The 21,612-nt window shown below is 56.6% G+C and carries 23 protein-coding genes; 14 read left to right on the top strand and 9 right to left on the bottom strand.

The annotated features are described in order from the left end of the window. Position 1: 1 nt before the first annotated feature. From tagF to HP564_RS04100, 5 genes are read left to right on the top strand one after another with little or no spacing between them, the layout of a single operon-like run. Complete coding sequence (gene tagF / locus HP564_RS04120) at positions 2-700, top strand: type VI secretion system-associated protein TagF (protein ID WP_371240418.1); 699 nt, start codon at positions 2-4, stop codon at positions 698-700. Between the two features lie 36 nt (positions 701-736). After that, positions 737-1,864 (top strand): type VI secretion system-associated FHA domain protein TagH, encoded by a 1,128-nt coding sequence (tagH, locus tag HP564_RS04115; RefSeq protein WP_371240417.1) that lies wholly within the window; start codon positions 737-739, stop codon positions 1,862-1,864. Next, the gene (locus HP564_RS04110; protein ID WP_371240415.1) at positions 1,861-2,637 is read left to right on the top strand and encodes a PP2C family serine/threonine-protein phosphatase; all 777 of its coding nucleotides are present in this window, start codon (positions 1,861-1,863) and stop codon (positions 2,635-2,637) included. The genes tagH and HP564_RS04110 overlap by 4 nt, the downstream gene beginning before the upstream one ends. 14 nt (positions 2,638-2,651) lie before the next feature. Continuing rightward, on the top strand, positions 2,652-3,605 hold the full coding sequence (locus tag HP564_RS04105) for a hypothetical protein (RefSeq protein WP_371240413.1): 954 nt from the start codon (positions 2,652-2,654) through the stop codon (positions 3,603-3,605). Between the two features lie 44 nt (positions 3,606-3,649). Next, positions 3,650-5,077 carry a serine/threonine protein kinase gene (locus tag HP564_RS04100; protein ID WP_371240411.1) on the top strand — a complete coding sequence of 476 codons (1,428 nt, stop codon included), beginning with the start codon at positions 3,650-3,652 and terminating at the stop codon, positions 5,075-5,077. Between the two features lie 40 nt (positions 5,078-5,117). Here the strand turns inward: HP564_RS04100 and HP564_RS04095 are convergent, their stop codons facing one another. Both HP564_RS04095 and chaB read right to left on the bottom strand, forming a co-directional pair. Continuing rightward, the gene (locus tag HP564_RS04095; protein ID WP_371240409.1) at positions 5,118-5,795 is read right to left on the bottom strand and encodes a gamma-glutamylcyclotransferase; all 678 of its coding nucleotides are present in this window, start codon (positions 5,793-5,795) and stop codon (positions 5,118-5,120) included. Positions 5,796-5,981: 186 nt separating this feature from the next. Continuing rightward, on the bottom strand, positions 5,982-6,212 hold the full coding sequence (gene chaB / locus HP564_RS04090; protein ID WP_371240407.1) for a putative cation transport regulator ChaB: 231 nt from the start codon (positions 6,210-6,212) through the stop codon (positions 5,982-5,984). Between the two features lie 372 nt (positions 6,213-6,584). Here chaB and chaA point away from each other — a divergent pair, with 372 nt between their 5' ends. Beyond that, on the top strand, positions 6,585-7,676 hold the full coding sequence (chaA, locus tag HP564_RS04085; RefSeq protein WP_371240405.1) for a sodium-potassium/proton antiporter ChaA: 1,092 nt from the start codon (positions 6,585-6,587) through the stop codon (positions 7,674-7,676). 61 nt (positions 7,677-7,737) lie between these two features. Here chaA and kdsA read toward each other — a convergent pair whose 3' ends face one another. The 6 genes from kdsA to hemA are packed head-to-tail and all read right to left on the bottom strand — an operon-like array spanning position 7,738 to position 13,050. Next, on the bottom strand, positions 7,738-8,592 hold the full coding sequence (kdsA, locus tag HP564_RS04080; RefSeq protein ID WP_371240403.1) for a 3-deoxy-8-phosphooctulonate synthase: 855 nt from the start codon (positions 8,590-8,592) through the stop codon (positions 7,738-7,740). 26 nt (positions 8,593-8,618) lie between these two features. Continuing rightward, entirely contained in the window at positions 8,619-9,428 is an 810-nt protein-coding gene (gene sirB1 / locus HP564_RS04075) for an invasion regulator SirB1 (RefSeq protein ID WP_371240401.1), read from the bottom strand. Then, positions 9,425-9,823 carry a SirB2 family protein gene (locus HP564_RS04070; protein WP_371240399.1) on the bottom strand — a complete coding sequence of 133 codons (399 nt, stop codon included), beginning with the start codon at positions 9,821-9,823 and terminating at the stop codon, positions 9,425-9,427. Before HP564_RS04070 ends, sirB1 begins: the two co-directional genes overlap by 4 nt. 11 nt (positions 9,824-9,834) lie before the next feature. Then, entirely contained in the window at positions 9,835-10,668 is an 834-nt protein-coding gene (gene prmC / locus HP564_RS04065; protein WP_371240397.1) for a peptide chain release factor N(5)-glutamine methyltransferase, read from the bottom strand. Further along, the gene (prfA, locus tag HP564_RS04060) at positions 10,668-11,750 is read right to left on the bottom strand and encodes a peptide chain release factor 1 (RefSeq protein ID WP_371240395.1); all 1,083 of its coding nucleotides are present in this window, start codon (positions 11,748-11,750) and stop codon (positions 10,668-10,670) included. Before prfA ends, prmC begins: the two co-directional genes overlap by 1 nt. 43 nt (positions 11,751-11,793) lie before the next feature. Then, positions 11,794-13,050, bottom strand: coding sequence for a glutamyl-tRNA reductase (gene hemA / locus HP564_RS04055; protein ID WP_371240393.1), 1,257 nt, complete (start codon positions 13,048-13,050; stop codon positions 11,794-11,796). Between the two features lie 216 nt (positions 13,051-13,266). Between hemA and lolB the strand changes: the two genes are divergently transcribed. From lolB to HP564_RS04035, 4 genes are all read left to right on the top strand, one after another. Further along, positions 13,267-13,890: a lipoprotein insertase outer membrane protein LolB gene (lolB, locus tag HP564_RS04050; protein ID WP_371240391.1), complete on the top strand. Its 624-nt coding sequence runs from the start codon at positions 13,267-13,269 to the stop codon at positions 13,888-13,890. Then, the gene (gene ispE / locus HP564_RS04045; RefSeq protein WP_371240389.1) at positions 13,887-14,744 is read left to right on the top strand and encodes a 4-(cytidine 5'-diphospho)-2-C-methyl-D-erythritol kinase; all 858 of its coding nucleotides are present in this window, start codon (positions 13,887-13,889) and stop codon (positions 14,742-14,744) included. The genes lolB and ispE overlap by 4 nt, the downstream gene beginning before the upstream one ends. 137 nt (positions 14,745-14,881) lie before the next feature. Next, positions 14,882-15,829: a ribose-phosphate diphosphokinase gene (gene prs, locus HP564_RS04040; RefSeq protein ID WP_006118899.1), complete on the top strand. Its 948-nt coding sequence runs from the start codon at positions 14,882-14,884 to the stop codon at positions 15,827-15,829. Between the two features lie 220 nt (positions 15,830-16,049). Next, positions 16,050-17,204, top strand: coding sequence for a GGDEF domain-containing protein (locus HP564_RS04035; RefSeq protein ID WP_371240387.1), 1,155 nt, complete (start codon positions 16,050-16,052; stop codon positions 17,202-17,204). Here HP564_RS04035 and ychH read toward each other — a convergent pair. Continuing rightward, positions 17,198-17,467 carry a stress-induced protein YchH gene (gene ychH / locus HP564_RS04030; protein WP_371240385.1) on the bottom strand — a complete coding sequence of 90 codons (270 nt, stop codon included), beginning with the start codon at positions 17,465-17,467 and terminating at the stop codon, positions 17,198-17,200. The genes HP564_RS04035 and ychH overlap by 7 nt on opposite strands. Before the next feature lie 264 nt (positions 17,468-17,731). On the opposite strand from ychH, the gene pth reads away from it, so the two are divergent. From pth to HP564_RS04010, 4 genes are all read left to right on the top strand, one after another. Next, positions 17,732-18,319 carry an aminoacyl-tRNA hydrolase gene (gene pth, locus HP564_RS04025; protein ID WP_371240383.1) on the top strand — a complete coding sequence of 196 codons (588 nt, stop codon included), beginning with the start codon at positions 17,732-17,734 and terminating at the stop codon, positions 18,317-18,319. A gap of 103 nt (positions 18,320-18,422) precedes the next feature. Next, on the top strand, positions 18,423-19,514 hold the full coding sequence (gene ychF / locus HP564_RS04020) for a redox-regulated ATPase YchF (RefSeq protein WP_371240381.1): 1,092 nt from the start codon (positions 18,423-18,425) through the stop codon (positions 19,512-19,514). A gap of 259 nt (positions 19,515-19,773) precedes the next feature. Further along, a complete protein-coding gene (locus HP564_RS04015; protein WP_371240379.1) occupies positions 19,774-20,043 on the top strand; it encodes a hypothetical protein in 270 nt (89 codons plus the stop codon). 314 nt (positions 20,044-20,357) lie between these two features. Then, on the top strand, positions 20,358-21,599 hold the full coding sequence (locus HP564_RS04010) for an MFS transporter (protein ID WP_371240680.1): 1,242 nt from the start codon (positions 20,358-20,360) through the stop codon (positions 21,597-21,599). Positions 21,600-21,612 lie beyond the last annotated feature (13 nt).

The following is a 21,612-nucleotide window of genomic DNA, read 5'->3' as shown; positions in this document are numbered from 1 at the left end:
TATGGCTGCGACCGTTGCACCCGGCTGGTACGGGAAGCTGCCCTCAACCGGCGACTTTTTGCGCTACCGGTTAAGTGAGAAGCATATTGCGCCCTGGAACCACTGGTTTCAGCAGGGGCTAATGCAGTGGCACAATCAGGAGCAGGCGGCAACCAGCTGGTTTATCCAGGCCCCGGTATGGAACTTTGTGTTGCCGGTGACGCCAGGTGTCCAGCAGGTGCAGATGGGCTGCCTGATGCCGTCGTGCGATCGCGTCGGCCGTGCCTGGCCGCTACTGGCGCTGCGTACCTTCCCTCTCAGCCAGTGGCACCCGGCACAGCTGGCTATTTCAGGCGACTGGTTTCAGGATTTAGGTGCCACACTCTGGCAGGCGGTCAGGGTGCAGGTCAGCGCCGGGCAGCTCGAACAACAGATACAGATGCTGCCGCCGCTGCTGGTGCCGGAGAAGCAGCAATCCGATATCATGGATGTGATTGGCTTCAGCGATCTGCCCTGCACGCTGAGCTGGCGTGAAGCGGCAGACCGTTTCGATCCCCAGCAGCATATCAGCTACTGGTGGACCAACCGCTGTGACGGGTTTCCCCACGCGACCCATAAACACAGCGGCAACCTGACGGCGCAACTGTTTTCTCTACTTTTTAACCCGGCGGCAGGTACTCAGCCGGGACGTAATGGCCTCTATCCGCCAATGTTCGAATAACGGTCTTACGTTTGCCCCTCAGACACGGGATGACTCATGCAATTTACCATTGTGCAGTGCAATACGGATGTTCCGGTAAAAACCGTGGCGTTTCAGCCGCCCGGCGGCACCATTGGCCGTAGCCAGGATAACGATCTGGTTCTGCCGGATGAATCGCGCGCGATTTCGCGTTTGCAGGCGCTGGTACATCTTTCTGCCGATGGCGACTGCCGCCTGACTAATCAGGGGAGCGTGACGTCGGTGGTGCATAACGGCATGACCCTGGCGCGGGGAGTGCAGGTTCAGCTTCAGCATGGCGATGCGCTGCAAATTGGAGACTATCAGCTTGCGGTAGCCGATCCTGCCCGTGCCGATGCGGCAAAAGACGATCCGCTGGCGCTGTTTCTGGACGGGGCGCAGGAACAGCACGACCTGCTGGGCCTGCTGGCAACCGAACCTGCGCAAAGCGCGATGCCGACGCCCCCTTCTTCGTCGCGCCATAGCGATGCCCGACTGGCTATCGATCCGCAAAAGAGTGAATCGCCTCGTCCGGCGGGGGCCGCCCTGGCCGATCAGGAGAAGCTTATCGCCGCTCTGCTGGAGGGCATGGGACTGAATAACGGCCACGCTACGCCCGTTGACGAAGAGCAGATGCGCGTCACGGGTCGAATGCTGAGCCTGTTCTCACAGGGTACCGTGGCGCTACTCTCTTCGCGCCAGATCCTCAAGCGCGGCGTAAAAGCGGATATGACCATGATCCTGAATGAGGCGAACAACCCGTTCAAAATCCTGCCTTCCGGTAAAACCGTCCTGATGCAAATGTATCAGAGCCAGATGCCGGGCTTTATGCCACCCGAACAGGCGGTGCGCGACGCGCTGGTTGATCTGCAGGCGCACCAGCTGGGGATGATTGCCGGCATTCGCGCCATTATCGCTGCCATGCTGCAGTCATTTAATCCGCAGCGACTGGAAGAACAGGCGCGTAGCGAAGGCGCGCTGCCGAAACTCCCGTTCTCCTCTGCCCGTAAAGCAGCGCTCTGGGACTATTTTATGCGTAACTATCAGCGCACCGCGGGCGAAATCGAAGACGATTTCCACACCCTGTTTGGCGAGGCCTTTCTTCACGCCTACGATGTTGAAGTGAATCAATATAAAGATTCCCAGACCCGGGCGGATGAAGCATGAAGATTGTGTTTGCCAGCCGCTGCCAGCAGGGGCTGCGTGATGAGAATCAGGACCGCACGGGTGCGGAAATTGATGAGAATAAAGCCTGTTTTCTGGTCTGCGACGGCGTGGCGGGTTTGCCCGGTGGCGAGCGGGCGGCGCAGCTGGTGCGCGACACCCTGCTGGCCGAACTGCATGAACAGACCCGGCTGACGCCAGCGAATACCCATGCGGCGATTGAACGCTGCCGTGCGGTGCTGCATCAGGCGCAGCGTATGGACCCCGCTTACGCGCGCATGAGCACAACGCTGGCCGCGCTGTTTATCGATCGCTCGCAGCAGCGCGCCTGGTGGGCGCACGCGGGCGACAGCCGGGTTTATCACTTTCGCCACGGCACGCTGTTTGAAGTGACACGCGATCACAGTCTGGCGCAGCAGCTGAAAGATGCAGGCTATGAAAATACCGGCATTAACAGTAATTTACTCTATAATGCGCTCGGTGCAGAACCGGCACGTCCGGTGACCTTTTCTGCCGAGCTGATGCTGGAAGATGGCGATGCCTTTCTGGTCTGCACCGACGGCTTTTGGCTCAATCTGACCACCAAAGAGATGGAACAGGCGCTGCGCATGGTTAACGCCTGTGAAGAGTGGCTTGCGCTGATGGAAAAAGCGGTGAGCAGCAATGTGAAAAAGGATAATCTCAGCGCGCTTTCCGTATGGGTCGGCGAACCACAGGACGCCACATTGCTCTATTCTGCGGCGGATTCGGCACGCTTTTTGCCTCCCCGCTACTGATACCAAGGATCCTTATGAAATTGTGGTTGTCTGGCATTGCCACCTTGCTCATTGCCTTCGGCGCTCAGGCCGAGGATTATCGCGTGGTTTATTCACCCAGTCTGGCGCTGGAAGTTTTTATCGATAACGTCAAAAGCAAAGCGCCTGATGACTGGTGCAAAGAGACGCTGCCGTTGCGCATCGTATCGGGCAAAAGCACCGATTCTGCCGTACTGACCACTTTTTTACCGCGCGTCGGCACGCTGCTGGCGAACCAGTGCGGTACGCTGGATGTGTTGCCCTGGCAGATGACCAGTAAAGAGGGCAGCGTTCTCGCCAGCGGCAGCGCCACTAAACTGCAAAACTGGCGTCCCATTGTGATGGCCGATGCCACGGCCAGCGCCAGCGCAGCCAACGCCGCCCCACTGGATCTCTCTCGCCCAGTCAGCACCGCGCCGCTACAGCACTTTGACCTGCCCGGCGGCTGCCGTTTCCGCACCGCGTGGGATGCCGAGGGTCCGTCGCTGTTTATTCCGGACGGCGCGAAAGCCCAGTGCCCCCACGACGGCTGGCTGGAAGGCAAAAGCCAGCTAGCACTGGCGAATAAGGGAACCACGACGCCTTTAACGGTTTCCTTCCTGCAGGGCTATCCGGTGGCCAATCTGACGACTGCCGGTGCTCCGCTTGAAGCGATTTCGGTCAGCAAAGAGCGCATGATCCTGGCACGCACCGATGCTGCGGAGAGCTGGCTGGTACTGCCTTTTGATGAGACCAGCCACGTCTGGCGCTTTAACGGCGCGCTGCTGGTGAAAATGGATAAAAACAAGGCGCAGCAGGATCCTGACGCTGTGAAATCGCGAGTGGAAACGTTGCGTGGTCTTTGGGGACCACAGTTTATGCCACAGCAAAAAGTGAATGTGTTACTGATCGACACCCTGCACGCCGATTTGGTTGACCCGGCGATCGGTGCGTGGCGTAACATCAATTAATTACCGCGCAGCCTGGTCGCCAGGCGGTGTTCAGAGAGTTCACTATGTCGGCAAATGATAATCAAAAGGCGGTACCCAACGCGCTCCCGGCGGGATACCGTTTTAACGAGTTTGAAATCAAGGAAGTTATCGGCGGCGGCGGTTTTGGCATTGTCTATCGTGCCTGGGATCATCAGCTTGAACGCACCATCGCCATCAAAGAATATATGCCGGTTTCGCTGGCGGTACGTGCAGAAGATTTGTCACTGGAGCTGCGCGGCGAACGCTACCAGAAGCTGTTTAACGCAGGCCTGAACAGCTTTATTCAGGAAGCGCGTTTGCTGGCACGCTTCAATCATCCCGGTTTGCTGCATGTGTTGCGCTTCTGGGAGCAGAACGGCACTGCTTATATGGGCACGCTCTACTACAGCGGCATGACGCTAAAAGAGTGGCAGATCACCACGCCTGAGTGTGTGAATGAAGCCTGGATCCGTCGCCTGCTGCCGCCGCTATTTGGCGCGATTAATACCATTCATCAGGCGGGCTATCTGCATCGCGACATCTCGCTGGATAATATCCAGATTCAGGAGAATCAACTGCCGGTGCTGCTCGACTTTGGTTCAGCGCGTAAAGAGATTGGCAATCTGTCGGACGAAACCGAGATTATGCTGAAGCCGGGCTTCGCGCCGATTGAGCAGTATAGTGAAGAGGGTGAGAACGAACAGGGTCCCTGGACCGATATTTATGCCCTGGGGGCCGTGCTCCATAGCCTGATCACCGCTAACCCGCCCCCGGTCAGCGTGGTGCGCTGCATTGAGGATAATTACCAGCCGCTGGTGGAGCGCAAGCCTGAAGGCTATTCGCTGCCGCTGCTGCATGCGGTGGACTGTGCGCTGGCGATGAAACCCGCCGATCGTCCTCAATCGATAGACGCCTTTGCCGCACTGATCGATCTGCCGGTCAGCGATGTGGAAGCGGTGGTCAGTCAATTGCAAACCGTACCGGAGCCGCTGCCTGCACCCGTGGAAGAGGAGGAGGCTGTCACGTCTTCGCCGGTGGTGATGGCGGTAAACCACGCCTCGGCCAGCGTAGAGCCGGTCACGCCGCGCAACGTGCGCCGTCTCTCACCTGGCCTGTTGGCGCTGGCGGCCGTGGCGCTGCTGGCGGTGGTGACCGTCGTCTGGCTGGCAAACAGAGACAGCACCGCGCCGCAAAAGGCCGTGCCTGCAACCGTGGCGAACGCGCCGAATGACTCATCGCCGCCGGTGACCACCCCTGCCGCGCTGGCAACGGTCTACCTTAAACTGGAAAACGGAGCCAATGTAGTGCTCAACGGCCAGCCAGTGGAAGTGAAAACCGGCAGCAACGGGTTTGCCGCGCTGAATCTGGCGGCAGGCCAGTATCGCATTGAGGTGCATTCGGGTTCCAGCATGCGTGCGCAGTCGCTGGTCATTGATAAACCGGGCACCTGGCTGCTCAACCCGGGCAACTGATGTCCGTTTGCGGCGTGGATGACCACGCCGCAGGTTTTTTTCAGCCCTGCGCGCAGCGCGCTCCGGCCTGTAGCGCACGCACCTGGTGCGCCAGACGGCTTAAATTCTCCTCCTCCATGCCGCGCTTCGCCAGCTCCTGCTCCAGCGAAAAAAGATACTGCGCGTTACTGCCCAGCGGGCCGCTCGCTGTAGCAATCAGTGGCGCAATGGCCTCAGGACAGGAATCGGATTCATAAAGGGGATGGCGCGGATCCATAATAAACGCCAGCGCAGTGACGCTGCGGCCATCTTCCAGCGTGAGCGCGCACCAGGTAGGCAGATAGCAGCCGGTGATCATTTCGCGCTTCCACAGCAGTTCAAGCTCCTCATGCAGGCGCGCTTCCGGCAGTCGAAAGGCCAGGCCGCTGGTGGTTCCCCCCTCTTTCAGCGCCAGCATCCGTCCCGGCAGCGATGCCGTGCCGCGTCCGGCGATAAGACGCAGGCAAAAGGCGCGGTGCCATCCCTCCAGCGTGCCGGAGGCAACCTCATCCGCTTCAAAAATGGGGTTCCACATCAGCGATCCATAGCCAAAGATCCATACCGGGCTCTGGTCTGGACGGCAGGCCAGCGTCGCGGCAAGCGAGGCGGCTCGCTGCTCACAGCTCCAGAGCAGCGATTCTTCAATATCGCCAAAGGACGTTTTGCAGTCTGCTTTTAATAAAAATTCTCGGGTTAACAACGCGACCTCCTGACATCTTTGACACCCTGTCGAGTAAGCGTCCTTTATTTTATCTCTGTGCAACGTTCTCAGCCGCAACATAAAACGACAGTATGCATTTTTCGCTGCGCTTTCAAGGTTGAGGCAAGGCGGGAAAGTAAAAAAGAAGGGTCAGAGGCCAGCAGCGCTGGCCCCGGTCGCGGGATATTACTTTTTAGGATGCCACTTGTCGTCGTCACCCTTTTCATACTCTTTTTTTACGGCTGACCAGGCGACCTTGTGCGCCACCTCTTCGCGAGATTCATCCCCTCGCCGCTCGTCCTTATCCTTGTACTGTTCCCAGGCGCTGTTGAACGCCTTCTGATAAATCTCCTGAGCATGCGGCGGCAGGACATGTCTGACGCTATCCGGCAGCGCATCGCGATTTTTGTACGGCATACTTTCTCCTGCGTGATAAGCCAGCTGTAAGCCTGGCGTAACAGACAGAATTTACAACCCTGAACTTCATTCATCGAAGATCGAAAAAGCCAATGAAGGCAGCAAAAAGAGAGGTTATTTTCGGTTTTATCCCTTCTGAAATGCTGTTAATTTGATAAATCCATTTTTTTAACCTGCTGAATAGCATTGTCAAATTAACCCTGACCCCGGCTTTTAAGGATATAAAGCATTTCAGGTTAAAAAGTAAAAAGCAGTAAATTTTTCACTATGAGAGTGGTGAAAAGTTACACTCTCTAATGCGATAAAAGTTCTACACTTTTGTGAAACCCCGTTTGGGTTTCACCGATGCTTTTTCTCTGAAGAGGATGGTGAATGACCACACACGAAAAAACACGTCACAAAGAGTTCACGCTGATACTCCCCCTCGCCGCGCTTGGCGTGCTGTTTTTCTTTGGCGGTGCTAATAGCCTGCCTGCGGTTATCGGCATCAACCTGCTGGCACTGGTGGCGATCCTCAGCAGCGCCTTTAGCGTGGTGCGTCACGCCGACGTGCTGGCACACCGCCTTGGCGAACCCTACGGCTCGCTGATCCTGAGCTTATCGGTGGTGATCCTGGAAGTGAGTTTGATTTCCGCGCTGATGGCAACCGGCGACGCCGCGCCTGCTCTGATGCGCGATACGCTCTACTCCATCATCATGATAGTCACCGGCGGTCTGGTTGGATTTTCACTGCTGCTCGGCGGCCGTAAGTTCGCCACTCAATATGTCAATCTCGCCGGGGTAAAGCAGTATCTGATTGCGATTTTCCCGCTGGCGATTCTGGTGCTGGTCTTTCCCAACGCGCTGCCGGGCGGCAACTTCTCTACCACGCAGGCGCTGCTGATTGCAGCGATTTCCGCGGCCATGTATGGCGTTTTCCTGCTGATTCAGACCCGCACGCACCAGAGTCTGTTTGTTTACGAGCATGAAGATGACAGTGATGATGGCGATCCGCACCACGGTAAACCATCGGCGCACAGCAGTGTCTGGCATACCATCTGGCTGATTGTGCATCTGATTGCGGTGATCAGCGTGACCAAAATGAACGCCAACACGCTGGAATATCTGCTGTCTGAGTTTAATGCGCCTGCGCAGTTTACCGGTTTCCTGGTGGCACTGCTGATCCTGTCGCCAGAAGGCCTGGGGGCGCTGAAGGCGGTGCTGATGAATCAGGTGCAGCGCGCGATGAACCTGTTTTTTGGTTCAGTGCTGGCCACAATTTCACTCACCGTCCCTGCCGTTACGATTATCGCTACGCTAACCGATCAGCAGCTGGTATTTGGTCTTGAGCCGCCGCAGATGGTCATGATGTCAGCGGCGTTGATTCTCTGTCATATCTCGTTTTCAACCGGGCGTACCAACGTGCTGAACGGTGCAGCGCACCTCGCCATCTTCGCCGGCTACCTGTTGACGGTAATGCTTTAATCCTTGACGAAAAAAAAGAGCGACGTGTCGCTCTTTTTTATTTTGCCACCTGTCACAGGGGTTAGCGGCTGGTATCCAGCTCCGGGAAGCTCTTCACCAGCTCGTCTATCGCTTTCATCTGCACCAGGAATGGCTCCAGCTTATCGAGCGGCAGCGCTGACGGGCCATCGCATTTTGCATGGTCTGGATCCGGATGTGCTTCAATAAACAGACCGGCAATGCCCACCGCCATACCGGCGCGCGCCAGCTCGCCGACCTGCGCACGACGACCGCCTGAGGCCGCGCCGAACGGATCGCGCGTCTGCAGCGCATGGGTCACGTCAAAGATTACCGGGCTGTTGTTGGTGACTTTCTTCATTACGTTAAAGCCGAGCATATCCACGACCAGATTGTCGTAACCGAAGTTACTGCCGCGGTCGCACAAAATGACCTTATCGTTGCCGCCTTCTGCAAACTTATCCACGATATTGCCCATCTGACCCGGGCTGACAAACTGCGGCTTCTTCACGTTAATCACCGCGCCCGTTTTCGCCATCGCCTCAACCAGGTCGGTCTGACGCGCCAGGAAGGCAGGAAGCTGGATAACGTCTACCACGTCAGCAACCGGCTGCGCCTGAGCTGCCTCGTGCACGTCGGTGATGATTTTGACGCCGAACGCCTGCTTCAGCTCCTGGAAAATTTTCATGCCCTCTTCCAGGCCTGGACCACGATAGGATTTAATGGAAGAGCGGTTTGCCTTGTCAAAGGAGGCTTTAAACACGTACGGGATACCCAGCTTGTCGGTAACCTTGACGTAGTGTTCACAAATACGCATGGCGAGATCGCGCGATTCCAGCACGTTCATGCCGCCAAACAGCACAAATGGCAGATCGTTAGCGACCTTGATGTCACCAATAGTGACGACTTTCTGAGTCATGCCCTTTCCTTAACTTGATGGTGCGCTTAGTGCAGCGTCACCTGTTTCTGTTCAATTGCGTGAATTTGTACTTTGATCATTTCGCTGACCGGATCTTCCGGGCACTGCTCAACGAAATAGTTCAGATCGTTCAGTGCAATGTGCTCGCACTCGAGCTGCGCATAGATCAAACCGCGATCGCGGATCTCATAGGGGTCATCGGGATCGATCTGCAACAGAACCTGGCTCACGCCCAGCGCCAGCTCCATCTGTTTTTCCTCCATCAGCGCGGCTTTCATGGTGTCGAGCATCTTGCGCATGACGCTAACGGTTTTTGCCTCTTCCAGATCGTCATCATAGAGTTTCGCCGTTGGGCTGATGTTGCCTTTCAGCCATACTTCCAGCGTATGGGTGTCCAGCGAGTCGCCGTTGAAGGGATTGATTAGCCACATGTCGCCATCAATCCAGTCAGCGCGTAGAATGAGCTGGGTCGGGAAAATCACCGGCATCAACGGAATATCGAGTTCGTGCGCGATATGCAGCAAAATCACGCCCAGCGATACCGCCGTGCCCTGACGGGTTTTCAGTACTTTATCCAGCCATAGCGCATCTGAAAGGTTATAGATGCCGCTCGCGCCGCCGAACCCCCACTGGCGATAGAAAAGTTCCAGCAGTTTCTCCAGCTGTAGATCGGCGTCCGGTTCGCTGCTGACGTAGTGACGCGCTTCCGCCACCATCGATGCCAGCTGCGCCTGTACAGAGGACGCGGGAAAGTCGGCGCGGATGGCCAGGGTGGCACCAATCACCGCTTCACACAGCGGTGTCTGACTAAAATCTAATTGTTCGGTGGAGCTCATACTATCCCCAATAATGGCATTTTGGTCACCGCCAGCTTAATTACCGTTACCAGTGCGATCAGCGCAACCAGAAACGCGATCCAGCGTGTGCGGCTGGTACGCGGGCGACGGCTCAATGCCACGGAACCTAAGGCGATGTAGATAATAACGCCTAAAAGCTTCTCCGTCAGCCAGCTTCCTTGCGGTGAGAACGGGTAAAAGTGCGTAATGACCACCAGCATCACGCCGCTGAGCAGTAAAAAGGTGTCATTAACGTGGGGCGTAATGCGTACCCAGCGACGCTGCAGCAGCGCCGAACCACTGCGCAGCCAGTAAAAACGCACAATGAAAAGCGCGATGCTGATAAAGACCGTCAGCAGGTGCAGTTGTTTAATAAGGGGATAATAAGCGGCCATGATACGTCCTGTTAAAATGCGGTCTGACCGAGCGTGACGCGCGGATTGCCGCCATAGTCATTTACGGTCGCAACCTGAAGAAAACCTTGCTGTTGCATCAGCGCGCGTACCTGCGCGTCCTGCTGCCAGCCATGTTCCAGCAGCAGCCAGCCGCCCGGCGTCAGCCAGTCGGGTGCCTGCGCGATCAGCAGACGCAAATCTGCCAGCCCGGCCTCTTCGGCCACCAGCGCGCTAAGGGGTTCAAAGCGTACATCACCCTGTGACAGGTGCTGATCCCGCGCATCAATATAGGGAGGATTACTGACGATCATCTCAAAAGGCGTGGCGGGTAACGCCTCGAACCAGTGGCTGAGTACGAAGGTCGTGTTCCGGATACCCAGGATCGCCGCGTTGCTTTGCGCCAGCGTCACGGCGGCCTCAATGCGATCGACCCCCACAACCTCACAGTCGGCTCGTTCGCTCGCCAGCGCCAGCGCAATTGCGCCGGTGCCCGTACCGAGATCGAGGATGCGTGACGGCGCAGCAGACAGGTGCAACAGCGCCTGCTCGACCAGAACTTCGGTATCAGGGCGCGGAATGAGCGTGGCATCGGAGACGCGCAGCGGCAGCGACCAGAACTCACGTTCACCCGTCAAATGGGCAATCGGTTCGCCGCGCACGCGACGCATCAGTAACGCATCGAGCTGCGCCAGCTGCTCAGGCAGCAGTTCCGTTTCATCGAATGCCACCAGCCAGCTGCGCGATCGGCCCGTGATAAAGCCCAGCAGGATCTCTGCGTCCCGCTTCGGGCTGTCGCCCCCCTGCAGGGCTGCGACAGCCTGTTTTAGCCAGCCTCGAACGTCCATTACTCCTGACCAGCCAGCGCAGCCAGCTGATCGGCCTGATACTCCTGCACAATCGGCTCAATCAGGTTGTCGAGTTTGCCTTCCATGGTTTCATCAAGACGATAGATCGTCAGATTGATACGGTGATCGGTGACGCGGCCCTGAGGAAAGTTATAAGTACGGATACGATCAGATCGGTCGCCGCTGCCCAGCAGGTTGCGGCGCGTGCTCGCTTCCGCCTCATGGCGTTTTGCCATCTCTGCGGCGTGAATGCGCGCGCCCAGCACCGCCAGCGCTTTGGCTTTGTTTTTGTGCTGCGAACGCTCATCCTGGCACTCCACTACAATGCCGGTTGGCAGGTGGGTAATACGGATGGCGGAGTCGGTGGTGTTGACGTGCTGGCCGCCTGCACCCGAGGAGCGGAAGGTGTCTATTTTCAGATCTGCCGGGTTAATGTCCGGTAGCTCCGCTTCCGGCAGCTCTGGCATCACCGCGACGGTACAGGCGGAGGTATGGATACGCCCCTGTGATTCGGTTTCCGGCACGCGCTGTACGCGATGCCCGCCCGATTCAAATTTCAGTCGGCCATAGGCACCCTCGCCGGTCACGCGCGCGATAACTTCTTTATAGCCGCCGTGCTCGCCCTCATTTGCGCTGACAATCTCAACGCGCCAGCGGCGCGCCTCGGCATAGCGGCTGTACATGCGAAACAGGTCGCCAGCAAAAATTGCCGCCTCATCGCCGCCGGTTCCGGCGCGTACTTCAATGAAGCAGGCGCGTTCATCATCGGGGTCTTTAGGCAGCAGCAGAACCTGAAGCTGCTGCTCCAGACGCTCGCTCTGGTCGCGCGCCTGCTGTAGCTCTTCCTGCGCCATCTCGCGCATTTCGACATCGTCCAGCATCATCTGGGCGGTTTCGATATCTTCCTGCGTTTGCTGCCACGCGCGGAAACATTGGGTCACGTCGGTTAACTGGGCATATTCGCGAGAAAGCGCGCGGAAGCGATCCTGATCGGCGATAACGCTGGCATCGCCCAGCATTGCTTCCACTTCTTCGTGGCGCTCCTGTAGCGCTTCCAGTTTGGCAACAATAGAGGTTTTCATGTTGTGATGGGGTTCTCGTCACTGAGGGCAACAGCCCAGGAGTCTACTCGAGACCGAGGCTGTCGCGAAGCAATTGCAGGCGTTCGGTGTCGCCGTCGCGGGCGGCCTGCTGCAAAGATTTAGTTGGGGCGTGAATCAAACGGTTGGTCAGCTTATGCGCCAGTTCCTGTAACACTTTTTGCGGATCGGCACCCTGCTGTAGCGCGGCCAGCGCGCGCGACTCAAGATCGGCACGGACACTGTCAGCCTGGGTACGGTATTCGCGGATGGTCTCGACTGCGCTCTGCGCGCGCAGCCAGGACATAAATTCGCTGCTCTCCTGCACCACGATACTTTCAGCCTGCACGGCTGCGGCTTTGCGCTGCGCCATGTTCTGCTCAATGATCGCCTGCAGGTCGTCAACGCTGTAGAGATAGGCATTAGGCAACTTACCAACCTCTGGCTCAACATCGCGCGGTACGGCAATATCCACCAGCAGCATCGGCTTGTTGCGGCGCGCTTTCAGCGCTCGCTCCATCATCCCTTTACCGATAATCGGCAGGGGGCTGGCCGTCGAGGAGATAACAATGTCTGCATCCGCAAGGCGCGCATCGATATCGGCCAGGCCGATCACCTCCGCTCCCACCTCATTTGCCAGCCGCTCGGCTCGCTCGCGCGTGCGGTTAGCGATCATCAGCTTCTGGACGTTATGCTCGCGCAGGTGGCGTGCTACCAGCTCGATGGTCTCACCCGCGCCGACCAGCAGTACATTGACCGTAGAGAGGGACTCAAAAATCTGACGCGCCAGCGTACAGGCGGCGAAAGCCACCGACACCGCGCTGGCACCAATTTCGGTTTCGGTACGCACGCGTTTGGCGACGGAAAAGGTTTTCTGGAACATGCGTTCCAGCTCGCTGCTCAGCGCATGGCCGCGCTGCGAGTCGGCGAAGGCTTTTTTCACCTGGCCGAGAATTTGCGGTTCGCCCAATACCAGCGAATCCAGCCCGCTTGCCACGCGCATCAGGTGGCTGACCGCTGCATTATCCTGATGCCAGTAGAGACTTTGACGCACCTCCTCTTCATTGAGGTGGTGATAATCACACAGCCAGCGCACCAGACGCTCCTGCAAATCCGCCTGCTGCTCTACGCTCAGGTAGAGTTCAGTACGGTTGCAGGTAGAGAGAACGACGCCGCTCTGCACCATCGGCTGGGAAAGCAGGCTGTCGAGCGCCTGTTCCAGCACGTCCGGCCCGAACGCCACGCGTTCACGCAGGGCGACAGGTGCAGTTTTATGATTGATTCCGAGAGCGAGCAGCGTCATGGCGATAAAGGTTGGGATGTCCCAATAATGTCAGGGTTTTGTGATGCGCATTCTACAAGATGCGGCAGATCATGAAAAGCCATACAAAGGCTATGACTGTAATAAGATTAAACTGATCGTGCGCATTTTTCTTTTCATCGCCATTGACGGTTTATGACCGTATCGCTAGCGTTATCTGTTACGAATTAAAAACGTGTCCGAGGAGATGACCACGTTATGACCTTTTCACCACGCACCCTGTTGCGCCTTTTGCCGCTGGCAAGCGCCCTGTTGACCGCCTGTGCTGTTCATCAACCGCAGGGACCAGGCCCCGCCACCACCGCGCCACAGTGGCAGCAGCACCAGCAGGCGGTGGCGAAAGTCACGCACTATCAGACACGCGGCGCGTTTGCCTATCTTTCCGACAAACAAAAAGTTTATGCGCGCTTTAACTGGCAGCAAAGTGCACCCGATCGCTATCGCCTGCTGCTCACTAACCCGCTGGGCAGCACCGAACTTCAGCTCGACGCACAAGGCCAGACCGTGCAGCTGGTGGATAACAAAGGCAAGCGCTACGTCAGCAATGACGCCGAGAAGATGATTGCACAGCTGACCGGCATGGATATTCCGCTTGCTAACCTGCGCCAGTGGATGATGGGTCTGCCCGGCGACGCCAGCGACTATCAGCTGAATAATAATTATCAGCTGAAAAGCCTGAACTACAGCCGCAGCGGCCAGCAGTGGCAGGTCACGATTCAGGATTACGACAGCAAAGTAACGCCCGCGCTGCCTGCCAGCCTGGAGCTGCGCGAAGGCGATCAGCGCATCAAGCTGCGTATGGATAGCTGGACGCTGCAATGATCACCTCCTGGCCCGCTCCGGCAAAACTTAACCTGTTTCTTTACGTTACCGGCCGTCGTGCAGACGGCTACCACAACCTGCAAACCCTGTTTCAGTTTCTCGACTATGGCGACACGCTGCATATCACACCGGACAGCAGCGGTGACATCAGACTCACCACGCCGGTCGAGGGCGTGGCCCATGACGACAACCTGATCGTGCGCGCCGCGCGGCTGCTGCGTCAGGCGGCGCAGGCGCACCAGACGCTGCCCGCCAATGCGGGTGCGCAGATTGCCATTGAGAAAAAATTGCCGATGGGGGGTGGGCTGGGTGGCGGCTCCTCGAACGCGGCCACGGTGCTGGTGGCACTCAATCACCTGTGGCGTACAGGCCTTTCAGCGGATGCACTGGCAGAGATTGGGATTCAGCTGGGTGCAGACGTACCGGTCTTTGTCAGAGGTTTTGCTGCCTTTGCCCAGGGTGTGGGTGAACAGCTTCAGCCCGCCAGTCCCACTGAAAAATGGTATCTGGTGGCGCACCCTGGCGTCAGCATTCCTACGCCACTGGTCTTTACCGATCCGCAGCTTACGCGCGACACGCCCGTGCGCTCGCTGGCGGCACTTTTAGCGGCGCCCTTCCACAATGATTGTGAGGCAGTGGTAAGAAAACGTTTTCGCGAGGTTGATGAGCTTGTTTCCTGGCTGCTAGAATACGCGCCGTCGCGCCTGACTGGCACTGGCGCTTGCGTGTTTGCCGAATTTGACACCGAGTCAGCTGCTCGTCAGGTGCTGGAACTCGCCCCGAAATGGGTATGCGGATTTGTCGCGCGAGGCGTTAACGTCTCGCCTCTGCATCGCACCCTTTCCGGGCTGTAAGCCCATGTGTGACAGTGTCACCCTGTTCCAGATACTGCACCCTGGGCATTAACACACCCGTATGAACATGCGCTGCGGTATGCGCCGGTTACCGTAACGCCGTTCATTCTCTGGACGCCAAGCCTGAGGTTCTTCTCGTGCCTGATATGAAGCTATTTGCTGGTAACGCCACCCCGGAACTAGCACAACGTATTGCCAACCGCCTTTACACCAGCCTCGGAGACGCCGCAGTGGGCCGTTTCAGCGATGGCGAAGTGAGTGTACAAATCAACGAAAATGTACGCGGTGGCGATATTTTCATCATCCAGTCCACCTGTGCTCCCACCAATGATAATTTGATGGAACTGGTTGTGATGGTCGACGCGTTGCGTCGAGCTTCTGCTGGTCGTATTACTGCGGTTATCCCCTACTTCGGGTATGCCCGCCAGGACCGCCGCGTGCGTTCCGCGCGCGTGCCGATCACCGCTAAAGTGGTCGCGGATTTCCTTTCCAGCGTAGGTGTTGACCGCGTTCTGACGGTTGATCTCCACGCCGAGCAAATCCAGGGCTTCTTTGACGTCCCGGTTGATAACGTTTTCGGCAGCCCTATCCTGCTGGAAGATATGCTGCAAATTGGTCTGGAAAATCCGATTGTGGTTTCTCCTGATATCGGTGGCGTTGTGCGCGCGCGCGCCATCGCCAAACTGCTGAACGATACCGATATGGCTATCATTGATAAACGTCGTCCGCGCGCGAACGTTTCTCAGGTGATGCATATTATTGGTGACGTGGCAGGCCGCGACTGCGTGCTGGTCGACGATATGATCGACACCGGCGGTACGCTGTGCAAAGCGGCTGAAGCGTTGAAAGAGCGCGGTGCAAAACGCGTCTTCGCCTATGCAACCCATCCGATTTTCTCCGGCAACGCGGTTGAGAACCTGCGTAAATCGGTCATCGATCAGGTTATCGTGTGCGATACCATTCCGCTCTCGGAAGAGATGAAGTCACTGCCGAACGTGCGTACCCTGACGCTGTCCGGCATGCTGGCTGAAGCTATCCGCCGTATCAGCAACGAAGAGTCTATCTCGGCCATGTTCGAGCATTAATTTTCTCTGGAGGCTGGGCCCGGTGCCCGGCCTCTTTTTCCTGTCGCGCCAGTTAAGCAATAATCCCCCTTTTTCCCCCGATATTTCCTCAATGCGTTTTCTGCAAGCGCTCTATTTTTAACCGCATTCTCTTTTTACACAAAGCCTGACCGCAACGCTTCTTTTGGTAAGCATTTAGTGCTATTTTGCTGCCCTCTTACAGGCGGGAACGCACATCACAATGAACCTCGACATCTATACCCTGTTTGTTTGCGAGCTTTATGTGCTGGTTTTCCTGAGCATTATTATGCTGTTTGCCTGGAAAGGTGCGCAGTATGACCCGGTGCTGGGCTACACCACGCTGGCGCTGATTGCCACGCTGGCGGCAGTTTTCCTCAGCAGCTTGCGCAGCAGCGGCCTGGTCTTTTTACCCGTGGCGGTCGGTAACTGCGTGATGCTGCTGGCCTATGGCGCGCTACTCAATGCCTTTCGTACTTTCAGCCTGCGTCCGACAGGCTTCGCCTGGCTGCCCGGAGCCCTCGTCTGGGCGTTGCTCTGCTGTTTTCCAGCCTTCTACCAGTCAATGCCGAAGCGCGTACTGGTCATCTGCATCCTCTGCATCCTTTACACCGCAGCGCTGATCCGGCTGCTGTGGCGGGCACGTGCTTCGCTTGCAGTGACCTTCTGGCCCGCCCAGCTGCTGCTCTGGATCCACCTGCTGTTTCATATAGCGCGCATCTTTCTTGATAATGCCGTCGCCACACCGCTGCGCGGCGCAATTGGCGGCTCTGACTTCTCAGTCTGGGTCATCCTGGAGTCGATTTTGTTTGTTATCGGCCTCACCTTTACCATCATGGCGATGGTTAACGAACGAACGCAGATTTGGCACCAGCAGGCTTCGCTGCACGATCCCCTGACCAGCGCCTGGAATCGCCGTGCCCTGTTTAGCCAGGCCGACAAGCTGATCGCCCGCTGCCTGCGTCAGCAGCAGCCCTATACGGCAGTACTGTTCGATCTGGATCACTTTAAAAGCATCAATGACCGCTTTGGCCATCTGCAGGGCGACCGGGTATTACAGGATTTTTGTGCGGTAGTAACGCCAAGGCTGCCACAGCATGGCTTATTTGCCCGGCTGGGTGGCGAAGAATTTGCGGCAATTCTGCCTGGTGATGCGCGCGATGCGCATGAGATTTGTGAAAAAATTCGCGTCGCGACGCTGGCCTCGCTGCCGAACAATATCGCCTATTCGGTCAGCATTGGTTTTGCAACCTCCAGCGCGGCGACGCAGAGTATGGAAGGACTGCTGGCGCTGGCTGATGAGGCGTTATATCGCGCCAAAGCCAGCGGTCGTAACCGAACTGAGCAGTCTCTGACGTTAGTTGCGTCAGCTCAGTGATGAGGCGTTTTGCGGCAGCGCTCATCGTAATGGCGATGCCAGTAGTAACGATCCTCGATTTTTTCCCGCCCGCTGATGCGTGCGCCGGCGAGCCAGAGTAAGGCGCCAATAAAAATACCCAGAATGGCGCCCTGCGCCATCAGCGATGGCAGCGTAATACTGGGAAGCTGATTGATAACCGAGAAGCCAATGCCGGTTATCATGACGATCATACCTACGATCATCAGTGCATTACCTGCTTTACGACAGTGTTGATGTTTCATAAATCACCTCTATCCCTATGAGCAAGTCAATCAAACCGCACATAATGTTAACTGGCCATAAGTTTAGGCAATGACCCGGTTTTAATTTGCGTTCAGGATCACATAACCACCATAAAGGCTGACGTAACTTTACTCGCAGCAATCTGATTTAAATAACAAAATCATTAATCACGCTGGGTGACTTTATGTTAACGCCAGGGTTTGTTCTCTTTCCTGCTGCGAAGTACACTAACGCCTTTTCAAAACCTGAGCAGGATAATCATCGTGAGCAGCATTAAACTGATTGTGGGCCTGGCAAATCCCGGCGCGGAGTATGCCGCTACGCGCCACAACGCGGGTGCCTGGTATCTCGATTTGCTGGCGGAGCGTCATAATCAGTCGCTCAAGGAAGAGGCAAAGTTTTTTGGCTACACCGCGCGTATCAGCCTGGCGGGCGAGGATGTGCGTTTGCTGGTGCCAACCACCTTTATGAACCTGAGCGGTAAGGCCGTGGCAGCGATGGCGACCTTTTTCCGCATCACGCCTGAAGAGATTCTGGTGGCGCACGATGAGATGGATCTGCCGCCCGGCGTTGCAAAGTTCAAACAGGGCGGCGGGCATGGCGGACATAATGGCCTGAAAGACATTATCAGCAAGCTGGGCAACAACAATAACTTTCACCGTCTGCGCATTGGCATCGGGCATCCCGGCGATCGCAACAAGGTAACCGGATTCGTGCTCGGTAAGCCGCCAGCCAGCGAGCAGAAGCTGATCGATGACGCGATTGATGAAGCGGCGCGCTGTACCGAAGTATGGTTAAAGGAAGATCGCCTGAAGGCGATGAACCGACTACATGCGTTCAAGGCAAGCTAAACGCCCTGCCTGCGCCATTTGTGTGTATAATGCGCCAACTTTTTTTCGTTTCCAGCAATGTCTGTAACAGGCATTGCACCTCAAGTTAGAAGGGTAACCAACCATGGGATTCAAATGCGGTATCGTGGGCCTGCCGAACGTCGGTAAATCCACCCTGTTCAACGCGCTGACGAAAGCGGGCATCGAAGCGGCTAACTTCCCCTTCTGCACCATTGAGCCCAATACCGGCGTGGTGCCGATGCCGGATCCGCGCCTTGATCAGCTGGCGGAGATCGTCAAGCCGCAGCGTCTGGTGCCGACCACCATGGAGTTCGTTGATATCGCGGGTCTGGTAAAAGGCGCATCAAAAGGTGAAGGTCTGGGCAACCAGTTCCTGACCAATATTCGTGAAACCGAAGCGATCGGCCACGTGGTGCGCTGTTTCGAGAATGAAAACATCATTCACGTTGCGGGCAAAGTGAACCCGGCGGAAGATATCGACGTCATCAACACCGAGCTGGCGCTTTCCGACCTGGAAACCTGTGAGCGCGCTATCCAGCGCGTGCAGAAGAAAGCCAAAGGTGGCGATAAAGACGCTAAAGCTGAGCTGGCAGCCCTGGAGAAATGCCTGCCGCATCTGGAAAACGCCGGTATGCTGCGCGCGCTGAAGCTGGATGCGGATGAAAAAGCCGCTATTCGCTACCTGAGCTTCCTGACGCTGAAACCGACCATGTACATTGCTAACGTTAATGAAGATGGTTTCGAAAACAACCCTTATCTTGATCAGGTACGGGCAATTGCAGAGGCGGAAGGATCGGTCGTTGTGCCGGTCTGCGCGGCGGTAGAATCGGATATCGCCGAGCTGGATGATGAAGAGCGTGAAGAGTTTATGGCTGAACTGGGCCTGGAAGAGCCGGGCCTGAACCGCGTGATCCGCGCCGGTTACGCACTGCTGAACCTGCAAACCTATTTCACTGCTGGCGTGAAAGAAGTGCGCGCCTGGACCATTCCGGTGGGTGCGACAGCCCCACAAGCGGCCGGTAAAATCCATACCGACTTCGAGAAAGGCTTTATTCGCGCACAAACTATCGCGTTTGAAGACTTTGTTGCCTATAAGGGTGAGCAAGGCGCGAAGGAAGCGGGCAAGATGCGTTCAGAAGGCAAAGAGTACGTCGTGAAAGATGGCGACGTGATGAACTTTTTGTTCAACGTCTAATAGTTTTGTTCACCTCATAAGGTTTGACTGAATCTTATGCCCCTGAAATCCACGCAAATGCGTGGATTTTTTTATGCCGCTTTCGATAACTTTTTAAATTATAAGATTGATTTTAACAGGTGGTTGAGCACAGCGCCCTTTCATCTTTACCTCGAGGGGAAGTCGCAGTCCAGTACAAACAGGCTAAATTGTGATGTTCACTGATACCAAGTGCCGTAGAGCACACCATAAGAAAACATGAGTAGCGTTATGATTTTCAGTGTCTTTTCTTCATGGACAAATCCAGCACTCAGAAGGAAGCTGCGCTGTCCTCGGCAGAGGCGATCATCCCGGGGCCTTTGAAACCCGCATGGCGGCGTTTACGCCCGCATGGATAGCCCTTGAGATGCGTCTGATGGCCGAGCACGAGTTCGGCACGGGCATACTGCCACAACCGGATGACAGAGTATCTCTGGTGACGCTGCCTGACCGCCTGATTTGTACCTGTCACGGATTCACTGCATTGCTGGCAGGTAAGCACCCCGTCTGACTGCGTTACCTGGCGTTCAGCGCCGCGTCATAAAGGAACTTTCAGGCGTGACAAGCGCAACGTTTAGGTTGTCCCTTGCCTGCTTCACTATGTGAAGCGTTTTTCCGATTTGTTCTTTGATTCACTTCACGCAATCTCGCCTTGCCGACACAACACCTCGTTAAACTTCATACGCTGACCTTCAGAACATCACGCGTCTCCCTGCGACGCGACATTTACCCTCTGGAGGTCGTATGGAGAATTCAACCCGTCACTACAGCGGTGAGTACAGAGCGATAAAGGCAACAAGCCCACCAGCGCCTACCGCCAAAATCATGATGGCAGCCGGCATAGGGCATTTCATCGAATGGTTTGATTTTGGCTTATATGGCACCCTGGCGGCGATCATCGCCGGCAACTTTTTTGTCAGTTCCGATCCGGCTACCGCTCTGTTGAAATCCTTTGCCGTGTTTGGCTCTGGCTTTTTAATGCGGCCGCTTGGCGGCTTCTTTTTCGGCTCAATGGGCGATCGGCTGGGGCGGCGAAAAGTGCTGGTGACAGTGATCGTCATCACCTCGATTTCCACCTTCGTGATGGGCATTCTGCCGACCTGGCATCAGGTCGGGATCGTCGCACCGGTATTGCTGGTACTGACGCGCCTGGTGCAAGGCTTTGCGGCAGGCGGTGAAAGCTCTGGCGTCATTACCTATCTGGCAGAGAGCGCGGCACCCCATCGTCGCGCCACGCTCACCTGCTGGAGTGAAAATTTTAGCTTTATGGCTTTTGTCTGCGGCTCAGGGCTGGTGCTGACGTTGACCTACTGGCTGGGAGAAACCGCAATGAATGAGTGGGGCTGGCGCATTCCCTTCCTGCTGGCGGCACCGCTCGGGCTCGGAGGACTCTATATGCGCCGCAACATGGAGGATTCAGCGGCGTTTCACCGGCTGAAAGCCACCGGAAAAATCGAAAAGTCACCGCTGCGCACCGCCCTGAAAACGTCGCTGTCTGCGCTGCTGTTTTGCATCGGCTTCGTGGTGGTCAAAGCGGTCAGCAGCTGGGTTCTGCAATCCTTTATGCCCGGCTATTTATCGACACATCTGCACTACAGCCGCACCGATTCCTATCTGATTACCACGCTGGGACTGCTGAGCGTCGCCATCAGTATGCCCGTCACCGGGTATCTGTCAGACCGATGGGGACGGCGGCCACTGATGCTGCTGGGCTGCGCTGGCTTCATCCTGCTGACCTATCCCGCCATGCTGTTGATGACCCAGGGATCGGTGGGCAGTTCCATTGCGGCGATGAGCATGCTGGGTGTGTTTGTCGCGCTCTTCAATGGCGGCTGTGGTGCCGCCATGGTTGAACTCTTCCCTACTGCGATCCGCTATGGCGGCATCGCCATGTCCTACAACCTTACTGTGGCGGTGTTTGGCGGCGTCACGCCGCTGGCGTCAGCGGGTCTGATTCGCTTAACGGGCGATCCTCTCTCGCCAGCCTGGTACGTGATGATCACCGCGCTGATCTCGTTTATCGCGGTGTGGTGTGCCAAAGAAACCGCTGGAAAAGTGCTGGACTAACGCAAACTGGAGC

Origin of the sequence: Pantoea sp. KPR_PJ, assembly GCF_041386365.1 — a bacterium.
In the GTDB taxonomy this organism is placed as follows: Bacteria; Pseudomonadota; Gammaproteobacteria; order Enterobacterales; family Enterobacteriaceae; genus Pantoea.
The sequence above is the reverse complement of the archived record's forward strand: the minus strand, read 5'-3'. Positions and strand labels throughout refer to the sequence as shown.